Consider the following 21,057-nt stretch of genomic DNA (forward strand, 5'->3'; position numbering starts at 1 on the left):
CAGATGGCAACCGAAACGTTTTTACCTGACAACAAGCCGCGCTGCCATTGGGGCTTCTCCGACCAGATGATGCTGGATTACCACGACAATGAGTGGGGTAAACCGCTGTATGACAGCCGGGCACTGTGGGAAAAACTGATGCTCGACGGCTTTCAGGCAGGGCTATCGTGGCGCATTATTTTGAAAAAACGTGCCGCTTTCCGGTTGGCTTTTTGCAGTTTCGAACCGCAGAAAGTCGCACAATTTACCGATGAAGATATCGAAAGACTGGTCGGTAATGCCGACATTATTCGGTCGCGGAGCAAAATAAATGCGGTGGTGAAAAATGCCCGCGCCTATCTGGCCATGCAGCAGGCGGGCGAAGAGTTTGGCGAGTGGATCTGGGCGCAGGTTGGCGGAAAGCCCATTCAGCATATCGGCCCCGTGCCGACCAAAGATGCGCTGTCTGAGCGTATTTCCAAAGACCTCAAAAAACGCGGTTTCACCTTCGTTGGCCCGACCATTGTCTACGCCTGGATGGAAGCCACCGGACTGATTAATACGCATCATCCCGACTGTTTTCGCCGTGCTCAGGTCGTTGGAGGGGCATAAAAGCGACGATACTGTGACGGTGTCACGTTTAGCTGCCGTACAAAGGCCCGCCGCAAAATGTCTACGCTGGAAAATCCGCAATCGTCGGCAACCTGCTTAATGGCAAGCGCTGTCGATTCCAGCAGTTCCCGGGCACGGGCAATGCGCTGTTGTTCCAGCCATTGCGCCGGAGTCAGGCTGAGTTCCTGATTAAACAGACGCGTCAAATGCCTGACGCTAACGCCCATATGGGCCGCCATCGTCTGCACATTATGCGGCGAATCCAGCGAATTCATCACCCAACGTTGCAGATCCTGCATGGCTGAGCGCCCGCTGACTGACGCTTTCCCATGACGGCTGAACTGCAACTGTCCGCAGGGCCGCTTGAAGAACATCACCAGTTGCGCAGCGACAGCCATCGCGACTTCCCGTCCTAAATCTTCCTCAACCATATTTAATGCCAGATCCAACCCCGACGTGACGCCGGCGGCGGTGCGCAGCGGGCCGTCACTCAGGAAAATAGCGTCGGCATCGACTTGCGCCAGCGGATAATCCTGCGCCAGTTTTTCAGCCACAGCCCAGTGGGTAGTGACGCGCCGACCATCGAGTAAACCAGCCGCCCCCAGCAACAGGGCGCCGCTGCATACCGAGCCATAACGCACACTTTTCTGCGCCAGATGGCGAACAGCGGACAATATTTCACTGCCTGGCTGGAAGGTGTCCAGACCAGGTGCACCGGCGATCAGAAAGGTATCAACCGGGGGCTGGTTTTCATCCTGTAGCTGGAGATCTGCCAGCAGGCGCACACCGGAGGATGAGACCACCGGCTGATCGTCCAGCGCCATCACCTGTAATCGGTAAACCTGACGGTCGAGTTGGGTATTGGCTTCGGCAAATACATCCAGTGGCCCCGAGATATCCAGCAATTGCACGCCGGGGACGGCCAGGATAACGATATTTTTGATCATCAGGCTCTTTCCTCTGTTTTGCTGTCGCGTATGCGCGCAATGTCCCGTTTCATCGCAATGTGATGATTGATGACATTTATCATGACGCCTATTCTCGTTTCAGACAACGAAAAGCATTCACGTCAACGAGGATCAACATCATGAGTTTGAACATTAATGGTATCCGTATTCCCGACAGCAAAATGGCGCGTGATGCCACCGAACGGGTGCGCGATACGGAGTCATCGCTGTTGTTTCATCACTCCAGCCGGGTTTATTATTGGGCGGCGCTGGCCGGGCAGCAGCGCAATCTGCAGGTTGACCTGGAGCTGTTGTATATCGGCTGTATGTTCCATGATATGGGGCTGACGCACGAACATTGCAGCTGCGATAAGCGTTTTGAAGTAGATGGGGCCAATACGGCGCGAGACTTTATGCACCAGTATGGGGTGTCGGCGCAGGATATCGATCAGGTTTGGACAGCGATTGCTTTGCATACCACGCCGGGGATCCCGGAGTTTATGGCGCCAGTGATTGCCCTGGTGACCGCTGGGGTGGAAATGGATGTGCTGGGCATAAACTACGAAGGCTATGGGGAGGCGGTGCGTGAGCAGGTGGTCGCTGCACACCCAAGAACGCCTGATTTTAAAGAAGACATTATTCAGGCATTTTATGACGGCATTAAGCACAAACCTGACACGACTTTCGGCAACGTGAAAGCGGATGTTATCGCCGATAAACAGCCACAATTTGTGAAAGGCAATTTCTGCTCGGTTATCCGCGCGTCACGCTGGAACAGCTGATCATATCAAACGGAATTCAATCATAAACAGCTCATTCAGGCCGGGATAAATCTCCGAGATCACCTGTTTCAGCGCCATCAGCGTCATGTTTTCCTGATCAGCATGGCGCTGGTTCAGTTCACTGAACTGCACCGGTGTCACCGCGAGCACTTCGATAGTGCAGAAAAAAACCTCATCTTCGTAACGCGAAACCCGCACGCTATCTCCCGCGTCAAATTGCGCATCGCTGGCTTCACGCAGGGTGATCGTTTTGCGGCCTGCCAGAATGTCATTTTCAAAGCGGGAGTAAAAAGTGATGTTTTTCATGGATTTTCCTGTGGGAGCTACCGGATAAAATACGGAGTTGATCATCAGGTTTGGTTTGATGGAGCCTGAGCCGATTAACCCGCTTATCGGCTCATTGTAAGAGCCGAATCGAGAATGTAAACGGCTCATTGCCCCCAATTACCCTTTTTTAACCCCGGTTTCCTCATCAGAAAAACGTGCAGTGATGGCATCACGCTCGTAGCCCTGGCGCTCGGTCAGAATGTGGTACAAATCTGGGCGGCGTCCGTAGATCCAACGACGGCCTGTGCTCAGTGGGATCAGCGACAGGTCAAGCACGGCGGTGACCATCATGTCATCGGCAGCGTCAGTCTCTTCGATAATGCGGCCGTAGGGGTCAAGGATCATGGCGTTACCGGTACGGACTTCATCATCATCAGCACCAATACCATTGCTGAAAAGAATGAAAATGCCATTGTCATGGGCGCGGGCCGGGAGCCAGCGCATCAGCCATTCGCGGCCATTCACGCCACGGATGGCTGCCGTCATTTCCTCTTTACGCTCAGCACGTTGTTCCCACAACGCCAGCGGAACAGGTTTCATGCCGTAGGGGCTGCGTGAATTTGTGCCGCCGGTTTGGTGCGGCGCAATCAGGATATCGGCACCCAGTAAGGTCGTGGCGCGAACATTTTCCACCAGATTATTATCCCAGCAGATTAATATTCCCGCTTTAACCCCCCAGGGGGTATCAAACACGGTATAGCTGTCACCACTGCTGATCGCCTGGTGTTCAAAGGCATGTAATTTACGATGGGTATGAGAAGTGCCATCCGGCATACAGGCTACATAGGCATTATAAAGACGACCGTCCTCGGCCCGCTCAATTAAGCCCACACAAATCATCATCTGATGTTGCGCCGCAAGGGAACGAATTAATGTCAGCGAAGGGCTGGCTGTCAGCGACTCCGCCAGTGCTTCAACCTCAACGGCAGGCAATTTCGGCACATGCCAGTAGCCGGTGATGCACATTTCAGGAAAGGCTAAAATCTGAATTCCCTGTAGCGCGGCTTGCTCGATAAATTTTTCGATCACGAACAAATTGTATTTCTTGTTGCCAGCCTGATGCTGGAACTGAACGACGGCGGCTTTAACGGGTAGCGGTTCACTCATTACATTTCTCCAAAGGTAAAATCAGGAAGGCTTTTATCGGGATAACAACATTGCTATTACAGCAACTTCACTGATAACTTTATAATGAATAATTTTCCAATTTTAATTACCAAATGGAATGTAACGCATGAATATTAAGCTTCTTAAGGCGTTTGTAACACTGGCAGAGAAGGGCAACTATGCGCAGGCAGCGCTGGCACTCTCGATGACTCAGCCGGCGCTGACTAAGCAGATTAACCTGTTAGAATCGCAGGTAAATATTCCCCTGTTTAGCCGTGGCCGTCATGGCAGTCAGCTGACGACAGGCGGACGGCGGTTGCTCCCGGAAGTGATAAAGGTGCTCAAACAGATGGACAATATGCTGCGGTATGCAGAACAGATTGTTCAGGGGAGTGAAGGGCGGATCGCCATGGGTTTTGGGTTATCCAGTTTCTATTTCGCACCTGAAAGTATTGCCAAATTTCGCAATACTTATCCGGCCATTGATATCACCCTGGAAGATATTCCGTCATCGAAACAGTACGAACTGTTAGAAAGCGGAGAATTACAAATCGGGTTTGTCCGCGTTCCGGCGAAACCACCATTGCAACACCATACTTTATTCGAAGACCGGCTGGTGATGGTAGTGCCTGAAAATAACGGTTTGACGGTTGAAAACTGGTTAAAGCGACTGCCATTATTACGCTTACACACAGAGCGTGGTCGCGGGCTGAATACGCAGACGGATATATTTTTGCAATCAAGCCAGTTTTTCCCTTCATCCATTCAGAAAGCCGGAGATATTCAAACCCTGCTTGCTTTGGTGAGTGCCGGTATTGGCGTGGCAATTCTGCCGCAAAGTATTCTACATATCGCCCCCGCGACAGTACATCGACTGCCGCTAACCGGTGACTCAGTCAGTTGGAACGTGGGCATTGCCTGGAATGCATGTATCCCGGATAAAGTTCGCGATAACTTTATCGATATGGTAGTCAATGAAAATCAACTTATTACCAACAGATGATGTTCCCAGAAGATCACTTTTTCGATGGTATTACCTTGCTGGGTAAAAGGTCAGCAGGAGAGGGCCCCTAAGGAAATGCCGGTCATTCCAGACCGGTATTAATAGAAAAATTACGCTTACTGATCAGTAATCCTGCAAGGATAAATCAATTTTTATATAAAACATCTGATTAATTCATCTTAATATTAATTACTGCTATTAGCATTGAAAGTGCTTCTCACCGATATTCACTTGGCTAGAATAGTCGTTATATGTTTTATGCGTGATGGGGGAATAGGCCCATTAATATGTAATTCATCTACAAAGCAGAATTGATTGTTAATGGTTTCTCTTGCAAAAAGTCTGATCTGATCCTTTGGTAAATTTTTTAATGCTCCATTTTGAGCAAGATTAGCGATACTTTCAATCAAGGCAAGAGGGTTTTGTTTATAATTTTCCATGAATGAAAATGTTTCAATCCCCTTAGTATCAATTTGATAAAGATGTTGCATTCTTTCTTGGCCTACAAATTTATTAATTGTCAGAAACTCTTTCGCACCTTCTTTTGTACGCGAAGAAAATACATTATTAGGGCCAAATACGCGAACTTCTTCAATATCACGACTCAGTGTCCCAGAAAACCCATTGATTTTTATAATGTCGGGTGAGCGCGAATCATAACGGTAAGCTATTTTATTTCTTACGGAAATGATTGCTCCGTCAAAATTAAGATTACCGATGTTTCTATCAAAACCATTATGGGGTGTTGCTACTGAAGATTTAAAACGATTAAACATATCCATGTCCTATGATCAAAAAAATAGATTACAACATATATTACACCTTCAGACGAAACGTGAAAAGCATGACGACAAGCCAGTGTTATTTATCAATATTTAATTATAAATCACTTCGGTTTCTCGTTTAAAACTTCATCTTTTAAGCATGCCTTCACATAATTTAAGGATGATATAATGCTGAAGCAAGGTTTACTTCATCAGCCATATTAAGCAAGGAAAAGGGGAAAAGTATGAGAAATAGCCTGAAAGATAAGATTTTAAAAACGTGTGATGCGAAAATAACAGCTAAAGGCAACAATGTTGGCCTGTCTTTTTATGCGTTTTTTTCTAATAAGAATGATGATCCTGAGCTTCTTATGGAAGCGGCCAAGTGGTGGATTCTTGAGATGAAGTTTAACCATTTTGAAAAGGCGACTAAAATCCAGGCTACTATATTGGCAAGCTGATGTTCGGGAGCCAGAGACCGTCAGCAGTCATCCAGCTGCGCAGCGTCTCAATGGAGATCCTGATGCAATGACGTTCGAGAAGCTTCTCGGCGGCTAACGTAGGGCCGAAATCGCTATATTTTTCACGTAGCAGCGTCAGAACTTTAAACCGCAGTTCATCAGGGGCACGATTGTTTGCGGGCTTGCCGCGTTTTCGGGATGACAGTCCGGCAGCGCCTTCAATCTGATTCTGAGCGTTTCCACTGAGACGCGAATATTATGGCGTTCGCTGAGCTTTTCTGCGGCTAATGTAGGTCCAAAGTCGCTGTATTTTTCACGTAGCAGCGCCATGATCCGTAAGCGAAGTGAATCATCCAGTCGATTAGCACCTGATTTTCCTCGTCTGGCGTGAGTCAAACCATCTGCACCAGAAACACGAAAACGGTTCATCAGTCGCTGCACCTGACGCTCAGTCAGCTGTAGTTGAGAGGCGGCATCACGGCGGCGTAAGCGTTTCTCGACAACAGCCGGGATAACCGGAAGTCTGCAAAGTTCTTTTCCTGACATAGTCACCAACATCACTGAAAGTCTCCCTGGAAGATCGGCTGGGTTGCAGATCCAGGGTGACATTATAAACTAGCGGAAAAGTGACATTATCAAATTGCAGTAACATGCTTTGTCAAACCTCAATTAAACTGACCGTTATCTGGCTCAATTCAAATGACCATTAATCATGTTCCCTTCAAATTAATCACAATATTTTGTTTAGTATCGGATGCTGAATGTAATCTTTACTGATAGTCTTTTTTAATACTGAAACAATGTGAAGATGGACGTTATGTTCCGATTTGAATTAACACCAAATAATGCCGGTTTTATTTTATGGGGGGATACGGCAGCACTGGATGAGTTACACCAATTTATCCATTACGTTGTGGAAGAAAGTCCTCTGATAAAGATTAAAGATGGCTTTATGTTGGCCCTGGCCTATGACGTCCGCAAAGCCCGAGAAGGCTGTCGTCGTGCTGAGCAGTATCAGTATGAAGAAGGAGATACCTATCAGCTTTATGGCGTGGAACTGTTATGGCCACTGGTCTTGCTTCAGTCTTCAATTCTCAGACGTTCAATGAGTTACATCCAGACAGATAAAAAACAGTTATCCATTATGTATGCATTCGAGCATATTCTGGAGTCCGCTTTACACGAATTTCTGCCGGGTAACCGGGCAGAAGTGGTGATAAAAATGGCCAGCAGCGTGTCAGATTCTGATTTTGAATGGCTTGAGGAGAGCGTTGACAGTCGGTGTTGTTATTTCATCAGCCAGTCACCTGTAAACAGAAAAGAAAAACTGGATAAGATTCTTTGCTCCTTTGATTCACTCTGGAGCAAATATGCCCGTGAAAAGCCGGATACAAAAATGCTGAATACCATGAATAATACGGACTGGGTCTGGCCAGAGACTATTATCTGGTAAGCACATCATTCACTTATCGCCACGTTAAATGAATAACGGTTGTATCAGCCTGGCTTTTTGCCAAAGATTTGCTCTGAACGCGACTGAAGCTGTTTCAGGGCATCAAGCATGTCATCCTGGTTCAGTGCACGCTGTGTCTTTTTCCCGGCCGCTCTGGAACGTCGTCGGGAAGGGCCATCACCGGCAGGAACGGACTGCGAACGGGTGTCATCACGGTTGCCCTGTACCAGCCGGATAAACTCAAGTGTTCTGCCGAGACGTTTATTATCAACAATGGCACCCTGGTCGATTTCAGAGAGCCTATCGTAGGTAGAGCAGGGAAGAACCACGCCATTCAGACGCAGCTCTTTTTGCCCATCGGGGTAATGATACACATAAATGTACTTACCAATGGCACGGCGACTGTATTCGCTGTCTTCAATCAGATACAACATTTTATCGTATTGAATGGTCAATGCTTTTGAGACCTTTCGCGTCTCGCGAACAGTGAATATCAGGTCCAGGTCTTCATCGTGTTCCACGGCGCGGTGAACATCAAAATCATGTCTCGGGATTTTACCAAAGCGCCGGTTGTAATCTGCACGGTACGTTTCGGCAAATGCATTGGCCGCTTCCATTGAACTGATCCCCTGTAGCCGGAGCTCTTTCACCAGACGGTCCTGCAGCGTGAGATGCGCGCGTTCGACGCGACCTTTAGCCTCACTGGTTTCGGCGCAGATGGTCTGAATGCTCAGCTCGTGCATGGCCCGACCGAACTGCGTATGGCCATCACCGCCGGTCGCATTTTTGTTATTCACACGAAAAACACCTGCTTTATCGCTGTACAACGCCAGTGGTTTCCCGTGTTTGTCGATGTAGCGTCGCGTGGCTTCAAAATAAGAGAACGTGGACTCTGATTTGACGAACAAAAGCTCCATGATCTTGCTGGTTGCATCATCAACGTAGACCAGAGCCGTGCAGGCCGGGCCACGGCCTTCAAACCAGTCATGATCGCAGCCATCAATTTGTATCAGCTCACCAGTACATGGGCGCCGGTAACGGGGTTGAGGGATCCTGGCTGCCCGCTGTTTACGGGGAACCCAGAGACCAGCGTGCGTCATAATACGCCTCACGGTCTCTTTACCGAGGAGCCGACCGTGGAGCTCTGCGAGTTTTTCCTGCGCCAGTGTCGGACCGAAATCAACATAACGTGTCCTGATAAGTTCCAGAGCCTGATCGGCAAGTCCGGGCTTGAGCTGCCGGTTACCACGCATGCCACGTCGCCGGTTGGCCATACCGAGCGGACCTTCTTCACGGTAACGCACCAGAAGCCGGCGACATTGTCTGTCGCTGATCCCGAGGTGTTCAGCTGCCCGGTGCGTTGTCATCCGGCGCTCGATGACATCCTGGATAATTTTGACGCGATTGATCTCTTTCAAGGTAAACATTCCTGAGCTTTCTGCGTACATGGCAATCTCCCGGTAGTTTTTACTGATGAAAAACGACTCCGTGAAACTCACCATATCGCGGTCACGTGAATTGAGCTACAGGCGGACATTACTATTGAGGCGTTACATGCTTGGTGCGTATAATGTATATTATGTTAAATTGATTCTCTGTCCTTACTATGGCCTCAGTCAATTTCGTTGTCCCCTTGGCTCAGCATAAACCTGTTTCACACAGGCAACGCTACGTGAATTCTGCAATTCTCGCAGTATCATTACCCGTCAGAATTGCTCAGTTCACGCCTTTTTCTACCCCTTTTATTCTGCGTTTAATGTCATTTTTGTCATCCACTCGCCACTCAGCTGTCAGGCACCGGAGCCTAAACTGTTTATATCAGGCCAACAGGCTCTGTTCACCTAACACAGCACACCCATTCGCCAAAACGGCCGATGGCTTCCTGTATATCAAACCGGAGAATTTCCCCGCTGATTTTGCGGCCGATTTACCACTCAAGCAGGCGCAGTTTGAAGCCCAGGCCCAAATGCTGACGTCTGCCAGCGTCTTTACCGCCAATATTGCCGATCCCGCCTGGAAAACCAAACCCAGCTGGTACATGGTGGCAAAATCAGACAAAATTATCAGCCCCGATCTTGAGCGTTTTTATGCCAAACGCGCTCACAGCCATACGGTGGAAATTGCCGGTGCCAGCCATTCCGTCTATGAGTCACACCCGCAAGAAGTGGCGGCGCTTATTGAACAGGCAGCCGTGCATGCATTAAAGTGAAAGAAAATGAAAGCCCGGGATCGTCAGTGATCCCTGGTCATTCATGAGATCTATTCTGCTGCACCCTGCCCTCATTTGCGTCAATCTCTGGTTCTGTGAAGTTTCGCCATAAAATCTGCCGCCAAAAATGGTTAATAGAGAGAGTGTCTATCATCAAAAAGGATTGAGTATGGAAAATTACGCAAACAAAAGCGGTGACTCCGCAGTCACCGGTTTCCAGATTGACAGTAATTCGATCAAAGTCCGCTTCAAAGACCACCATGTCTATCTTTATGATATTCGCCACCCCGGCCCGGAACACCTCGAAAGAATGAAAGAACTGGCCCGCGCGGGTTGGGGTCTGAATACCTATATTGAAAGTGAAGTGAAGAAAGACTTCTCCTCCAAAGTGATTTGATTTTTTGTGCGGGCGCAGCCTTCTGCGCCCCTTGATTCTGCTGTATTTTATTACACTTCGATAACATTCAACTGTGACACGCCGGTCGCGAAAAGGTAGTCTGATCACTATATTGAGAACCACCAGACCTCTTTTCGGAGCTTCCCGATGACCCGTAAAATCACTCAGCAATATAAAGCCTATCGCGATGATATCCGCGACCTGCAAACCCGGCGCCCTGTTCCTGGTCCTCAGATCGAGCAGTTGGATCCGTTTCTATTTCTGAATCATCACGGCCCTCAGGTTTACGCACCCGATAATCTCGGTCTGCCATTTGGCCCGCATCCACACCGTGGTTTTGAAACGGTCACCTTTATACTGCGCGGCGAACTGGCACACAGTGATACCGGCGGGCACGAAAGTATTATTCACGCTGGCGGCGTGCAGTGGATGACGGCCGGATCGGGTCTGATTCATGCTGAACTTTCACCCGAATCATTCAAACGCAGCGGCGGTGAACTGGAAATTTTGCAGCTGTGGGTCAATTTACCGTCATCCCTGAAAATGACCGAGCCAGGCTATATCGGCTTACAAGCTGATGAAATTCCTGTGATCCCGCTCAGTCATGGCCACGGTTCGGTTAACCTGATCTCCGGCAGCCTGGCGGGGGTCGCCGGGCCGGTCAGATCATTAACCGGCATCACTATGATGACTGCACAGCTTAGCGCAGGCAGCGAAGTCACCCTGCCTGCCCCTGCTGCACGTCAAGTTTTCCTTTATACGGTCAAGGGCCGTCTGCGTATTGGCGATGAAGAAGCCCGCGCCTGGCATCTGGTTGACCTGGATGGTAGCGACGACAGCGTGACGATCACCGCCGTAGATGATGTTGTTTTCCTGTTTGGCCACGGCGATAAAATCAACGAGCCGATGGTGTCCCACGGGCCGTTTGTGATGAACAGCGTGGCGGAGATCAATCAGGCAATACTGGATTATCAGGCGGGAAAATTTGATGTGAAACTTAAGCCTTAAATATCAGCGCCACGGCGCTTCGGTTTATCAACGTTCGTGAAGGAGACAAGCAATGGAATACCGTCAACTGGGCCGCTCCGGCCTGAAAGTGTCCGTTCTCAGTCTGGGCACGATGACCTTTGGTGGTCAGGGCAAATTTGCTAAAACCGGTCAGACTGACACGGAAACCGCCAAACGTCAGATTGGGTTATGCCTGGATGCGGGGATCAATCTGTTTGATACCGCTGATGTTTATTCGGGTGGTCTGTCTGAGGAGATCCTCGGTAAAGCGCTCGGCGAGAAACGCCATGATGTGCTGGTCGCCAGCAAAGCCCGCTTCCCGATGGGCGAAGGTCCTAACGATCGTGGTTCATCGCGCCACCATATTATTCGCGCCTGCGAAGCCAGTCTCAAGCGCTTAGGCACTGATTACCTCGATCTTTATCAGTTGCATCAGTGGGATGGCCAGACGCCGCTGGATGAAACACTGCGTGCGCTGGACGACTTAGTCAGCAGCGGCAAGGTGCGCTATATCGGTGTGTCAAACTTTTCCGCCTGGCACATCATGAAAACGCTCGGTGTGGCAGAGGCTAGCCACTACATCCGTCCGGTCAGCCAGCAGATCCACTACACCTTGCAGGCGCGTGAAGCTGAGTACGAATTGCTGCCGGTCAGCCACGATCAGGGACTCGGCGTGCTGGTCTGGAGCCCACTGGCGGGCGGTTTGCTGTCTGGGAAATATCGTCGTGATCAGGCAAAACCTGAAGGCACTCGTCATCTGGCTGATTGGGGTGAACCGCCGATACGTGATGAAACTGCGCTGTACGATATTGTCGATGTACTGGTTGAGATTGCTGAATCACGCGGTGTTTCTGCTGCACAAGTCGCGCTGGCCTGGCTGATTTCCCGCCCGGTCGTCAGTTCGGTGATCGTCGGGGCACGCAGCGAAGAGCAGTTGAAAGATAACCTGCAAGCCGCCGATCTGACCCTCAATGCGCATGAGATTCAACGTCTGGACCACGTCAGCCAGCCGCCACTCATTTACCCTTACTGGCATCAGGCTTGGACCGCATCTGACCGCTTATCGGCGGCGGATCTTTCGCTGATCGCGCCCTATCTGAAGAAATAAAAGACACAAATTGCGTAAATGATGGCCCTGAAAACCGGCGTAGCACTGCCGGTTTTCTCTCTTTTATGCTAATACTGTGTGCAGCTTCACATTTTGATGGCGATAACTATTGAGGAAGACTGGGATGATTATTTTTGTAACCGGCGCAACCGCTGGCTTTGGTGCTGAAATCGCACGTAAATTTGTAAAATCCGGCCATAAAGTGATTGCAAGCGGCCGTCGTAAAGAGCGTCTGGACACGTTGAAAACTGAATTGGGCGATGCCCTTTATGTCGTGCAACTCGATGTGACCAACCGCGCGTCGATTGAAGAAGCCATCGCCGCACTGCCTGCCGAATGGCGCAATATCGATGTGCTGGTCAACAACGCCGGTCTGGCACTGGGTCTGGAAAAAGCCGATAAAGCCGATCTGGATGACTGGGAAAGTATGATCGACACTAACGCCAAAGGTCTGGTGTACATGACCCGTGCCGTGCTGCCAGGTATGGTTGAGCGTAATATCGGTCACATCATCAATATCGGTTCCACTGCCGGTAACTGGCCGTATGCCGGCGGCAACGTCTATGGCGCGACCAAAGCTTTCGTACGTCAGTTCAGTTATAACCTGCGTACTGATCTGCACGGCACCCACGTTCGCGTCACCAATATCGAACCGGGCCTGTGTGGCGGGACGGAATTCTCCAACGTGCGCTTTAAGGGTGACGACGAGAAAGCCAGCAAAACCTACGACAACGCCAATCCACTGACCGCCGCTGATGTGGCTGAGTCTGTTTTTTGGGTTTCAACTCTGCCTGCACACGTCAATATCAACAGCATTGAAATGATGCCGGTCAGCCAGTCTCTGGCGGGTTTACAGGTTCACCGCGACGCGTAATACGGTTGCGGTACTTAACAAAAAAGCGCCCTTTGGCGCTTTTTTTATGTCCCAATTTTCATCAGGAATGCGGCTTACCCGGCTTTCCAGCCGGAGGCAATGATCAACATTCCCGCCAGTGCCACGCAGGCACCCAGCCAATCGGTATGGCTGAGTTTGACGCCATCGACAAAATACAGCCACAACATTGCGGTCATCACGTACACTCCGCCGTAGGCCGCATAAACCCGCCCGCTTGCCGCCGGATGCAGCGTCAGCAGCCAGACAAACAGTGCCAGACTAAGCGCCGCCGGAAACAACAACCAGACACTCGCCCCTTTTCGCAGCCACATATAGGGTAAAAAGCAGCCGATGATTTCCGCCAGTGCCGTGGCAAAAAAGAGTAAAGAGGTCTTGAACATAGCGAGGTTTACAGTCCGTCATTAAATAAGAAAACAATCAGTGGCTCGTCAAAGGGTGACGTAACTGGTTGCGATGTTATAATTTATGTATTCGCCTGAGCGATATGTAAACCTATAAGGAAGAGCTAATGAATACAATGTTTATGACCCGAATGACTCGCCGGTTGTTACCGGTCGCCCTGCTGGTCATGGCGGCAAGTTGGCAGGTTTCGGCACAGGCTGCCAGTAATTGCGCGGGCGGTGGTACCTGCGTGTTTAGTGGGTCAGGCAATGATGCGATCAATAATGAAGATGCGCGCCAGAGCAAAGAGCAGTGGAATGATACCCAGGAGTTGCGTAGATCCATCAACCAGCGCGCCACCAAGAGTTTCAATAAGTTCGATCAGGCCGTTGATCTGCGCGATAAATGCCAGGCCAGCCAGAATCTAAATGCCTACTGGGAGCCAAACTCTGAACGTTGCCTTGATCGCCGCACGGGTCGCCAGTTGTTAGCGCCGTAAGACTGCGTTAATACACTAAAAGCGCGATCGGCGTCCTCTGTCGCGTCTTAGATGCTAAACTGATTAATACGGTCTTTCTCATTACGTAAAAATCATAAAAGGATTGGATGATGAAAAAAACACTGTTAGCAGGACTGGCCATTCTGGCCCTCGCACCTTTAGCGGCTCAGGCAACATGTGAAACCGTTAAAGCAGATATCACCCAGAAAATCGTTGCCAATGGCTTACCGGAATCCAATTTCAAACTGGATATCGTGCCGAATGACCAGGCCGATAAAGCCGGTGGCCAGGTTGTAGGCCACTGTCAGAGCGATACCCAGAAGATCATCTACACTAAAACCTCAGACAGCGTGGATGACAGTGCCAAAACAGGCACAAGTCAGGATGCGCCAAGTAACTAAAGACCTCACTCACTTCCCCCGTTTCGGCGGGGGAAGCAGCGAATTTCCCCTCAAATCTGATAATCAATCACCACTTCACTCTCCTGTGGCTGCGCAAATACCTTCTCTTTGATTTCACTGACCGACAACCTTGGGTTACAAAGCTCAATAAAACGCCAGACATAGTTACGTTGTAACTGCGCCCTTTTCAGCCCCAGCCACACCGTATTGGCTTCAAACAGATGCTCGGCATTGAGCAGCGTCAGGCCGCTGTCGCGCTCAGCTTCAAAGGCTTTGTCAGCCACAATACCCACGCCTAATCCCAGTTCGACGTAAGTTTTTACCACATCGGAATCCTGCGCACTGAGGACCACATCCGCATTTAATGCCCCACGGCTGAACGCTTCATCAATGCGGGAACGGCCCGTAATGCCCTGGCGGTAGGTGATCAACGCGTGCTCACTGAGTTGTTGCAGGGTCACCGGTTGCTGGTTGATGAGCGGATGCCCGTCGGGAACGACAATTGCATGGTGCCAGCGGTAATAGGGAAACGATGCCACGGCCGGATCATTGATCAGCTTCTCGCTGGCAATGCCGATGTCCGCCTGACCGCCCAACAACATCGCCAACACTTCCTGCGGCGATCCCTGCTGCAATTCGAGCCGCACACCCGGATAGATTGCCCTGAATGCTTTGATCACTTTCGGCAGGCTGTAACGCGCCTGTGTGTGCGTCGTGGCGATGGTCAACACCCCCGCATCCTCTTTGGAGAAGATATCCGCCAGGCGGCGAATATTTTGCGCTTCGTTGAGAATGCGTTCGGCGACGGCCAGTAACTCTTTGCCTGGCTCGGTCAGACCCAGAAGGCGTTTGCCCCGGCGAATGAAAATCTCCACGCCAAGCTCATCTTCCAATTCGCGAATATGGCGACTGACGCCAGATTGCGAGGTGAACAACATGTTGGAAACTTCCGTCAGGTTGTAGTTGCATCTCGCTGATTCGCGAATGATTTTTAGCTGTTGGAAATTCACCGTGTTCTGCCTCTTTTTTACGTAACGTTACCCTATTGTTACGGTCTGTCGCAGCGCAGGACAAATACGAAAAAACGGTTACTTATGCTTTTTCCGACTAAAGCCGCTGAGAAAACGCCGGAAACCGGCGTTCAGAAAGAGATAACAGGCAAGATGTCAGACTGGAACGGGCGTGGCTACTGGCTGACCGGCGAAATGAGCGGTCAGATTTTGGATCACCAGAGACATCATGTTGTCCACGGCTTCGGGTGAACGTCCGGCGATATGCGGGGTCAGCACCAGATTGGCCAGAGGCAACATGTCGGCGGGCACCGTCGGTTCGCCGTCAACCACGTCCAGCGCGGCACCGGCGATCTGTTTATGCTGCAGGCTGGCAATCAGCGCAGCGCTGTCCACCACACTTCCCCGCGCAATGTTGATTAAAAATCCACGTTCGCCAAGCGCCTGCAAAACAGCGGCATCCACCAGTTTCGCCGTACCCTTACCGCCCGGAGTGGCCACAACCAGATAATCCGCCCACTGTGCCAGCTGCGTGATGGTGTCAAAATAGCGCCACGGGCTGTTATTCAACGGATGGCGGTTGTGATACCCCACGGCCATGTTAAAGCCTCCCGCGCAGCGCAAGGCAATTTGCTCGCCAATATTGCCCAGACCAATAATGCCCACCTTTTTGCCGGACATGCCCGGCACATTCCAGCGCGCGCGCGTCCATTCCCCCCGGCGCACGGCGGCGTCCATCTGTGGAATATGGCGGGTGATGGCCAGCATCAGTGCCAGTGCGTGATCGGCCACCGCAGCGTTATTGGTACCTGGCCCGTGGGTCACCGTAATGCCACGCTGTGCCGCTGCCGCCGTATCGATCTGTTCAAAACCCACACCTTGCGCACAGATAATTTCCAGACTGGGCAATTTATCCATTTCATCGGCATTCAGTCCGATGCTGCCGATGGTCAGCACTGCACGGATCTGCGAGGCTAATTCGGGGGCAATAGTGGCGCGACTGAGCGCCGTCGTGGCGTAATGCAGAGTGAATCCTGCTTCTTCATACCGTGCGGGGTAACCTTCGTCGAGATCGACGTGGCTTAGCAGCGCAATGCTCATGACAGCTCCTGATAAAAGAAACGCAAAATGAATTTATAGCGCAACCGGCCGGTTTTCTGTGAAAAAAAACGTAACGAAAAAAGCCGGTGTGAAGGGTTCACACCGGCAAAAATAGACAAGAGTTACAAGGATTCCGTTCCGTCGTTAAGGACCTCGTTACACCGCCTTATGTTGATAGGTGGCGATAATCTTGCTGTAGGCATAAGAAACTGTGCCTTCATATGTACATTGGTACAGATTGTTGTGATCGTCGGTATGACACATTTCCAGACCCTGGTTGTAATCGCGGGTCGCATCCCAACCGGAGATCATGGCGAAGTTGTATTTTTGCGCCAACGTAACCAATTTCTTCATATGTTCCACGGTAAAACTTGGGCCGGTATCGTTGATACCAAACATCGGTGTTACACCGATACGACGCCACAGTTTTTCATCGGACCATTCGGTAAAGATGGCTTTAATCTGACGGTGCATCGCCAACATAGACACTTCAACCCCGGTGTACATATCCGGTGGCGGCGCGACGTCACCGAAGTCCATCGACATCGCATTGAACAGCGCCGGTTGCAGGCCAGTATCGTAAACCATCTGAACGAAATCGATACCGAAGGAGGTCAGCCCTTGTGAATCGAGTGACGTCTGGCCATCGACTGGCAAGGTGAAGGCGATTTGCAGTGCCGGGTTATTCTTCTGCACGACAGACATGGTAGCAAGCAAACGGGTCAACACTTCTGTCGCCTGCAGTGCACCGCCCTCAATATCGAAGTCGATATGAGTCACACCGTAGTTATCCAGTACTTGCTGATAAAGATCCGCCAGCACGCTGATGTCCGTGATGTGCTCTTCGAGGAAGTTAGAGTTCGCACCACCGAAGGAAATTGCCACATCACCACCGGCGGCACGGAATGCCGCGATATCCGCTTTGCCGTAATCTGAAACCGTTGCATCCGCTGTGTATTCCTGGCCGTAATCAGAAACATTGGCATCCGTAATGCTCACCAGCCCACCCCAGCAAGGACGGTAGTTTGGTGCGCCCTGGCCCTGATTCATGTCTGCCGCTGTAATAAAGCCCAAAGTGTAGGCTTTCAGCCCAGACGCTTGACCGAATACGCTCGGGCGCGGTGTTGGCCAGCCGGTGAAGTCCATAAAAGGTGCGTGGTTGAAGCTGTAGTCACCCGCGTCGGGTAACGGTTTGTCAGTGGTCACATTCAGCGCTGTAGAGTTTGCTGAGAAGTTACCCGCCAGGTCATAAGCACGCACCTGAATGCTGTAAGCCGTTTGCGTGGTCAGACCGACCAGCGTCAGGGAGTTACTTTTGGTTTTCAGCGTGTTAGCGACTTTAGTTTTGGTGTTGGTGTAAGTGACCTGGTAGCCCGCTACCATCACGTTATCTGTCGATGCAGTCCAGCCAATACTTAACATCACCGCGCCGGAGGCCAATACTTTCAGATCCTTAGGTACGGTAGGCGCAACGGTATCGGCGACCTGATCTGCAGCCTCACCATTGACTTTGAAACCCTGCGGCAAGTTACCAATGCTGACGCCAGTATTGTTGCCGATCATGATAGCAAAGGTACCTTTGCCACCGGCTGGGATCACGCCGCAATCATCAATCAACGTGCCTTTGATCGGGCTTGTATAAGTTTCGAAATTGAAATTTTGATTGGCAGACGCGCTTTGGCTCTTATCAATGGTGAATTCCACTTTTCCAGACTTAAGATCTTCATCAGTCATATTAAAAACATCGATGAAACAGGCTGCTGACCAGACGTCATCTGCATTTTCCCATGCTGCAGAAACCATGTACTTCTGTTTAGTCGTGCTCATAACGCTTAACTCCGCATAAATGTAAGTGACTCGATGTGCGAAAGTCAGAAACAGCCGGAAGAATGAAATCCGGCATCATGAAATTGTTCTGCTTTCCCTGGAGTCAGTATTCGGGCAGAAAACAGAAAGTAAAAATCACAACGTCTCAATAAATTCGTCGGCATTAAAATCGAATATAATTAATAATTTAAGCGTTTTCTATTTTGCATCATTGAGAAAATAAATCTCCTGGAGCAGGCATTATTGAGAAACCCTGACGGGTGAATAGAGACTCTGTTTTTCTTCTGTTTTGCCTCTTTTTTGCCACTGTTTTAAATGTCATGGATCAGTAGCTGAGCGCTTTAGCAGTGAAATTCTAAAAATCCGACTACACTCCTTGGTGAGTTTGTGCCGATGCCATTTCGGGCACGAGCGTGCTTCGCTCAATTTTCCGTCAGGATTTATCCTGGTTTCCCTGTGCAGGAGTGACGACAAGAATGGCAAAAAATCCCACAAAAAAAGCCAGCAAACCGACCACCGCCCTTCCCGAATCCCCACAGCGTGCCCTGAGCCAGGCTCAGGTTGATATCGCCGTTGATGCCGCCGGTGTACGTATCATTCATCCTTATAGTGATGGCGAAATCGTCAAAGGTTTTGACTCCAGCCACCGCACCCGCGTGCGCGAAGGATTGCCGGTCCCTCTGGGATCCACCTGGGACGGTCTGGGCGTTAATTTTGCGCTGTTCTCCGCTCATGCCACCAAAGTCGAACTGTGCCTGTTCAACGATCTCGGTGAGCAGTATGACGTGATTGAGTTACCCGAATATACCGACGAGGTGTGGCACGGTTACCTGCCCGATGCGCGTCCCGGTCTGCTGTATGCTTACCGTGTTCACGGCCCGTACGCGCCGCACGACGGGCATCGCTTCAATCCGGCCAAACTGCTGCTGGACCCCTACGCCAAGCAGATTGTTGGTGAACTGAAATGGGACGATGCCCTGTTCGCCTATGACATGCAGAGTGATAAAAAAGATCTGCACATTGATAATCGTGACAGCGCTGAATTTTTGCCTAAATGCCGGGTGATTGATCCCGCGTTTTCATGGGCGCGTTCGCGAAAAAATCATATTCCGTGGGAAGAGACGCTGATTTACGAAACGCATGTACGTGGCTATACCATGCGCCATCCCGCAGTGCCTGAGCATATGCGCGGGACCTTCTCCGGGCTGAGTACGCCGCAAATTGTCGATTACATCAAATCGTTGGGGATCACTTCCATCGAACTAATGCCAATTCACGCGTTTACTGATGACCGTCATTTACAGGAGAAAGGCCTGCATAATTTTTGGGGCTACAACACGCTGAGTTTTTTCGCCCCGCACCCGCAATATATGGCGACGCAGACGGTCAATGAGTTTAAGCAGATGATTGCTACGCTGCACGCCGCAGAGATAGAAGTGATCCTCGATGTGGTCTACAACCACACAGCAGAAGGCAATGAACTTGGCCCGACGCTGTCGTTTAAAGGCATCGACAATGCCAGCTACTATCGACTGATGCCCGACAATAAGCGCTATTACATCAACGATACCGGCACCGGCAATACGCTCAACCTCAGCCACCCACGGGTATTGCAGATGGTCACCGACTCGCTGCGCTATTGGGCGACCGAGATGCAGGTGGACGGTTTTCGCTTCGATTTGGCGACCATTCTCGGCCGTGAAAGTTATGGTTTTGACGAAGGCTGCGGTTTTCTCGACACCTGCCGTCAGGACCCGATCCTCAGCCAGTGCAAATTGATAGCCGAACCCTGGGACTGCGGCCCGGGAGGTTATCAGGTGGGCGGTTTCCCACCGGGCTGGACTGAGTGGAACGACCGTTTCCGTGACTCGGTGCGCACATTCTGGCGCGGTGACGAAGGGCAGCTGGCGCAGTTTGCCACCCGGCTGTCCGGTTCGGCGGATATCTTCAATCATCGTGGGCGTAAGCCGTACGCCTCGGTCAATTTCATCACCGCACACGACGGCTTTACGCTCAACGATCTGGTGTCGTATGAAAATAAGCATAACGAGGCCAACGGCGAAGAGGGCAAAGACGGCAGTAACAATAATATTTCCGCCAATTACGGGGCCGAAGGGTCGACGGAAGATCCGTCGATCAGTGAACTGCGCCTGCGTCAGATGAGAAACATGTTGGCAACGTTGCTGTTTTCGCAGGGGACGCCGATGCTACTGGCAGGCGATGAGTTCGCCCGTTCGCAACACGGCAATAACAATGCCTATTGTCAGGATACCGAGATCGCGTGGGTGAACTGGAATATCGAAGAGAAAGGTAAATCGATGATCCTGTTCACCTACCGGCTGATTGCGCTGAGAAAGCGTTTCCCGATCCTGCATCGGGGCCGGTTTCTGACCGGTGCGGTCCATGAAAAGTTAAACGTGAAAGATGTCAGCTGGTTCGAGCCACGCGGCGAAGAGATGAACGATGCCGCCTGGGCAGATCCGCACGCCAAAAGCATCGCGATGTTACTTGATGGCCGCGCGCAACCGACCGGCCTGCTGCGTTATGGTTCGCTAAGTACGGTATTGCTGTTGTTCAACGCATCACACGAAGAAGTGGTGTTCAGCCTGCCTTCGGTGGCACATGGTGAAGGCTGGCGGCATGTCTTCGATACCTTCCAGCCGGATGACGTGAATGAACATAATTTTGATTTTGGTCGTGAATATATCTGCCCATCACGCACCGTGGCGTTGTTTGAGTTAATCAGTACCGCGAAGCACTCGCTTATCAACGACCTTTAACCGGCA

At 50.7% G+C, this 21,057-nt stretch carries 21 protein-coding genes and 3 pseudogenes; 13 read left to right on the top strand and 11 right to left on the bottom strand.

From position 1 onward, the window contains the following. Nucleotides 1–3: 3 nt before the first annotated feature. Nucleotides 4–591 (top strand): DNA-3-methyladenine glycosylase I, encoded by a 588-nt coding sequence (locus tag EAH77_RS16615; RefSeq protein ID WP_140473928.1) that lies wholly within the window; start codon nt 4–6, stop codon nt 589–591. Here the strand turns inward: EAH77_RS16615 and EAH77_RS16620 are convergent. After that, nucleotides 570–1,538: a GlxA family transcriptional regulator gene (locus EAH77_RS16620; RefSeq protein ID WP_140473929.1), complete on the bottom strand. Its 969-nt coding sequence runs from the start codon at nt 1,536–1,538 to the stop codon at nt 570–572. The two genes, EAH77_RS16615 and EAH77_RS16620, sit on opposite strands and share 22 nt — an antisense overlap. 140 nt (nt 1,539–1,678) lie before the next feature. Between EAH77_RS16620 and EAH77_RS16625 the strand changes: the two genes are divergently transcribed. Beyond that, on the top strand, nt 1,679–2,320 hold the full coding sequence (locus EAH77_RS16625; RefSeq protein WP_140473930.1) for an HD domain-containing protein: 642 nt from the start codon (nt 1,679–1,681) through the stop codon (nt 2,318–2,320). Here the strand turns inward: EAH77_RS16625 and yqfB are convergent, their stop codons facing one another. Further along, a complete protein-coding gene (gene yqfB / locus EAH77_RS16630; protein ID WP_140473931.1) occupies nt 2,321–2,626 on the bottom strand; it encodes a N(4)-acetylcytidine aminohydrolase in 306 nt (101 codons plus the stop codon). Between the two features lie 138 nt (nt 2,627–2,764). Further along, nucleotides 2,765–3,754: a nitrilase family protein gene (locus EAH77_RS16635; protein ID WP_140473932.1), complete on the bottom strand. Its 990-nt coding sequence runs from the start codon at nt 3,752–3,754 to the stop codon at nt 2,765–2,767. Nucleotides 3,755–3,881: 127 nt separating this feature from the next. On the opposite strand from EAH77_RS16635, the gene EAH77_RS16640 reads away from it, so the two are divergent. After that, complete coding sequence (locus EAH77_RS16640; protein ID WP_140473933.1) at nt 3,882–4,757, top strand: LysR family transcriptional regulator; 876 nt, start codon at nt 3,882–3,884, stop codon at nt 4,755–4,757. A gap of 227 nt (nt 4,758–4,984) precedes the next feature. On the opposite strand, the gene EAH77_RS16645 is transcribed toward EAH77_RS16640, so the two are convergent. Next, nucleotides 4,985–5,533: a hypothetical protein gene (locus tag EAH77_RS16645; RefSeq protein WP_140473934.1), complete on the bottom strand. Its 549-nt coding sequence runs from the start codon at nt 5,531–5,533 to the stop codon at nt 4,985–4,987. Nucleotides 5,534–5,766: 233 nt separating this feature from the next. On the opposite strand from EAH77_RS16645, the gene EAH77_RS16650 reads away from it, so the two are divergent. Next, nucleotides 5,767–5,982 carry a DUF6500 family protein gene (locus tag EAH77_RS16650; protein ID WP_140473935.1) on the top strand — a complete coding sequence of 72 codons (216 nt, stop codon included), beginning with the start codon at nt 5,767–5,769 and terminating at the stop codon, nt 5,980–5,982. A gap of 1 nt (nt 5,983) precedes the next feature. Here the strand turns inward: EAH77_RS16650 and EAH77_RS25565 are convergent. Both EAH77_RS25565 and EAH77_RS16660 read right to left on the bottom strand, forming a co-directional pair. Beyond that, a pseudogene (locus tag EAH77_RS25565) lies at nt 5,984–6,208 on the bottom strand (ISNCY family transposase); the annotation flags it as partial. A 2-nt stretch (nt 6,209–6,210) separates the two neighbouring features. Continuing rightward, nucleotides 6,211–6,528: pseudogene (locus tag EAH77_RS16660) on the bottom strand (helix-turn-helix domain-containing protein); the annotation flags it as partial. A 271-nt stretch (nt 6,529–6,799) separates the two neighbouring features. On the opposite strand from EAH77_RS16660, the gene EAH77_RS16665 reads away from it, so the two are divergent. Continuing rightward, a complete protein-coding gene (locus tag EAH77_RS16665; RefSeq protein ID WP_140473936.1) occupies nt 6,800–7,435 on the top strand; it encodes a DUF6904 family protein in 636 nt (211 codons plus the stop codon). A 44-nt stretch (nt 7,436–7,479) separates the two neighbouring features. Here the strand turns inward: EAH77_RS16665 and EAH77_RS16670 are convergent, their stop codons facing one another. Further along, nucleotides 7,480–8,883: an ISNCY family transposase gene (locus EAH77_RS16670; protein ID WP_140473937.1), complete on the bottom strand. Its 1,404-nt coding sequence runs from the start codon at nt 8,881–8,883 to the stop codon at nt 7,480–7,482. Between the two features lie 392 nt (nt 8,884–9,275). Between EAH77_RS16670 and EAH77_RS16675 the strand changes: the two are divergent. From EAH77_RS16675 to ydfG, 5 genes and pseudogenes are all read left to right on the top strand, one after another. After that, nucleotides 9,276–9,644, top strand: a pseudogene (locus EAH77_RS16675) (alpha/beta fold hydrolase); the annotation flags it as partial. 169 nt (nt 9,645–9,813) lie between these two features. Further along, entirely contained in the window at nt 9,814–10,041 is a 228-nt protein-coding gene (locus EAH77_RS16680) for a hypothetical protein (protein ID WP_140473938.1), read from the top strand. 147 nt (nt 10,042–10,188) lie between these two features. Beyond that, a complete protein-coding gene (locus EAH77_RS16685) occupies nt 10,189–11,049 on the top strand; it encodes a pirin family protein (RefSeq protein ID WP_140473939.1) in 861 nt (286 codons plus the stop codon). Between the two features lie 52 nt (nt 11,050–11,101). After that, nucleotides 11,102–12,157 (top strand): aldo/keto reductase, encoded by a 1,056-nt coding sequence (locus EAH77_RS16690; RefSeq protein ID WP_140473940.1) that lies wholly within the window; start codon nt 11,102–11,104, stop codon nt 12,155–12,157. Nucleotides 12,158–12,281: 124 nt separating this feature from the next. Further along, nucleotides 12,282–13,031 (top strand): bifunctional NADP-dependent 3-hydroxy acid dehydrogenase/3-hydroxypropionate dehydrogenase YdfG, encoded by a 750-nt coding sequence (gene ydfG / locus EAH77_RS16695; RefSeq protein WP_140473941.1) that lies wholly within the window; start codon nt 12,282–12,284, stop codon nt 13,029–13,031. Between the two features lie 74 nt (nt 13,032–13,105). Here ydfG and EAH77_RS16700 read toward each other — a convergent pair whose 3' ends face one another. Next, nucleotides 13,106–13,432: a YnfA family protein gene (locus EAH77_RS16700; RefSeq protein ID WP_140473942.1), complete on the bottom strand. Its 327-nt coding sequence runs from the start codon at nt 13,430–13,432 to the stop codon at nt 13,106–13,108. A gap of 128 nt (nt 13,433–13,560) precedes the next feature. Here EAH77_RS16700 and EAH77_RS16705 point away from each other — a divergent pair, with 128 nt between their 5' ends. Both EAH77_RS16705 and EAH77_RS16710 read left to right on the top strand, forming a co-directional pair. Next, nucleotides 13,561–13,932 (top strand): DUF1283 family protein, encoded by a 372-nt coding sequence (locus EAH77_RS16705; protein WP_140473943.1) that lies wholly within the window; start codon nt 13,561–13,563, stop codon nt 13,930–13,932. Nucleotides 13,933–14,042: 110 nt separating this feature from the next. Further along, the gene (locus EAH77_RS16710; protein ID WP_140474088.1) at nt 14,043–14,333 is read left to right on the top strand and encodes a DUF1161 domain-containing protein; all 291 of its coding nucleotides are present in this window, start codon (nt 14,043–14,045) and stop codon (nt 14,331–14,333) included. 50 nt (nt 14,334–14,383) lie between these two features. On the opposite strand, the gene cbl is transcribed toward EAH77_RS16710, so the two are convergent. The 3 genes from cbl to EAH77_RS16725 form a co-directional block, all read right to left on the bottom strand. Further along, nucleotides 14,384–15,343 (bottom strand): HTH-type transcriptional regulator Cbl, encoded by a 960-nt coding sequence (cbl, locus tag EAH77_RS16715; protein WP_140473944.1) that lies wholly within the window; start codon nt 15,341–15,343, stop codon nt 14,384–14,386. 156 nt (nt 15,344–15,499) lie between these two features. Further along, nucleotides 15,500–16,444, bottom strand: coding sequence for a 2-hydroxyacid dehydrogenase (locus tag EAH77_RS16720; protein WP_140473945.1), 945 nt, complete (start codon nt 16,442–16,444; stop codon nt 15,500–15,502). 156 nt (nt 16,445–16,600) lie between these two features. Continuing rightward, entirely contained in the window at nt 16,601–18,271 is a 1,671-nt protein-coding gene (locus tag EAH77_RS16725) for a fibronectin type III domain-containing protein (protein ID WP_140473946.1), read from the bottom strand. A 476-nt stretch (nt 18,272–18,747) separates the two neighbouring features. Between EAH77_RS16725 and glgX the strand changes: the two genes are divergently transcribed. Further along, entirely contained in the window at nt 18,748–21,051 is a 2,304-nt protein-coding gene (gene glgX, locus EAH77_RS16730; protein WP_140473947.1) for a glycogen debranching protein GlgX, read from the top strand. Nucleotides 21,052–21,057 lie beyond the last annotated feature (6 nt).

Origin of the sequence: Ewingella americana (genome assembly GCF_006438725.1) — a bacterium.
GTDB lineage: Bacteria > Pseudomonadota > Gammaproteobacteria > Enterobacterales > Enterobacteriaceae > Ewingella > Ewingella americana_A.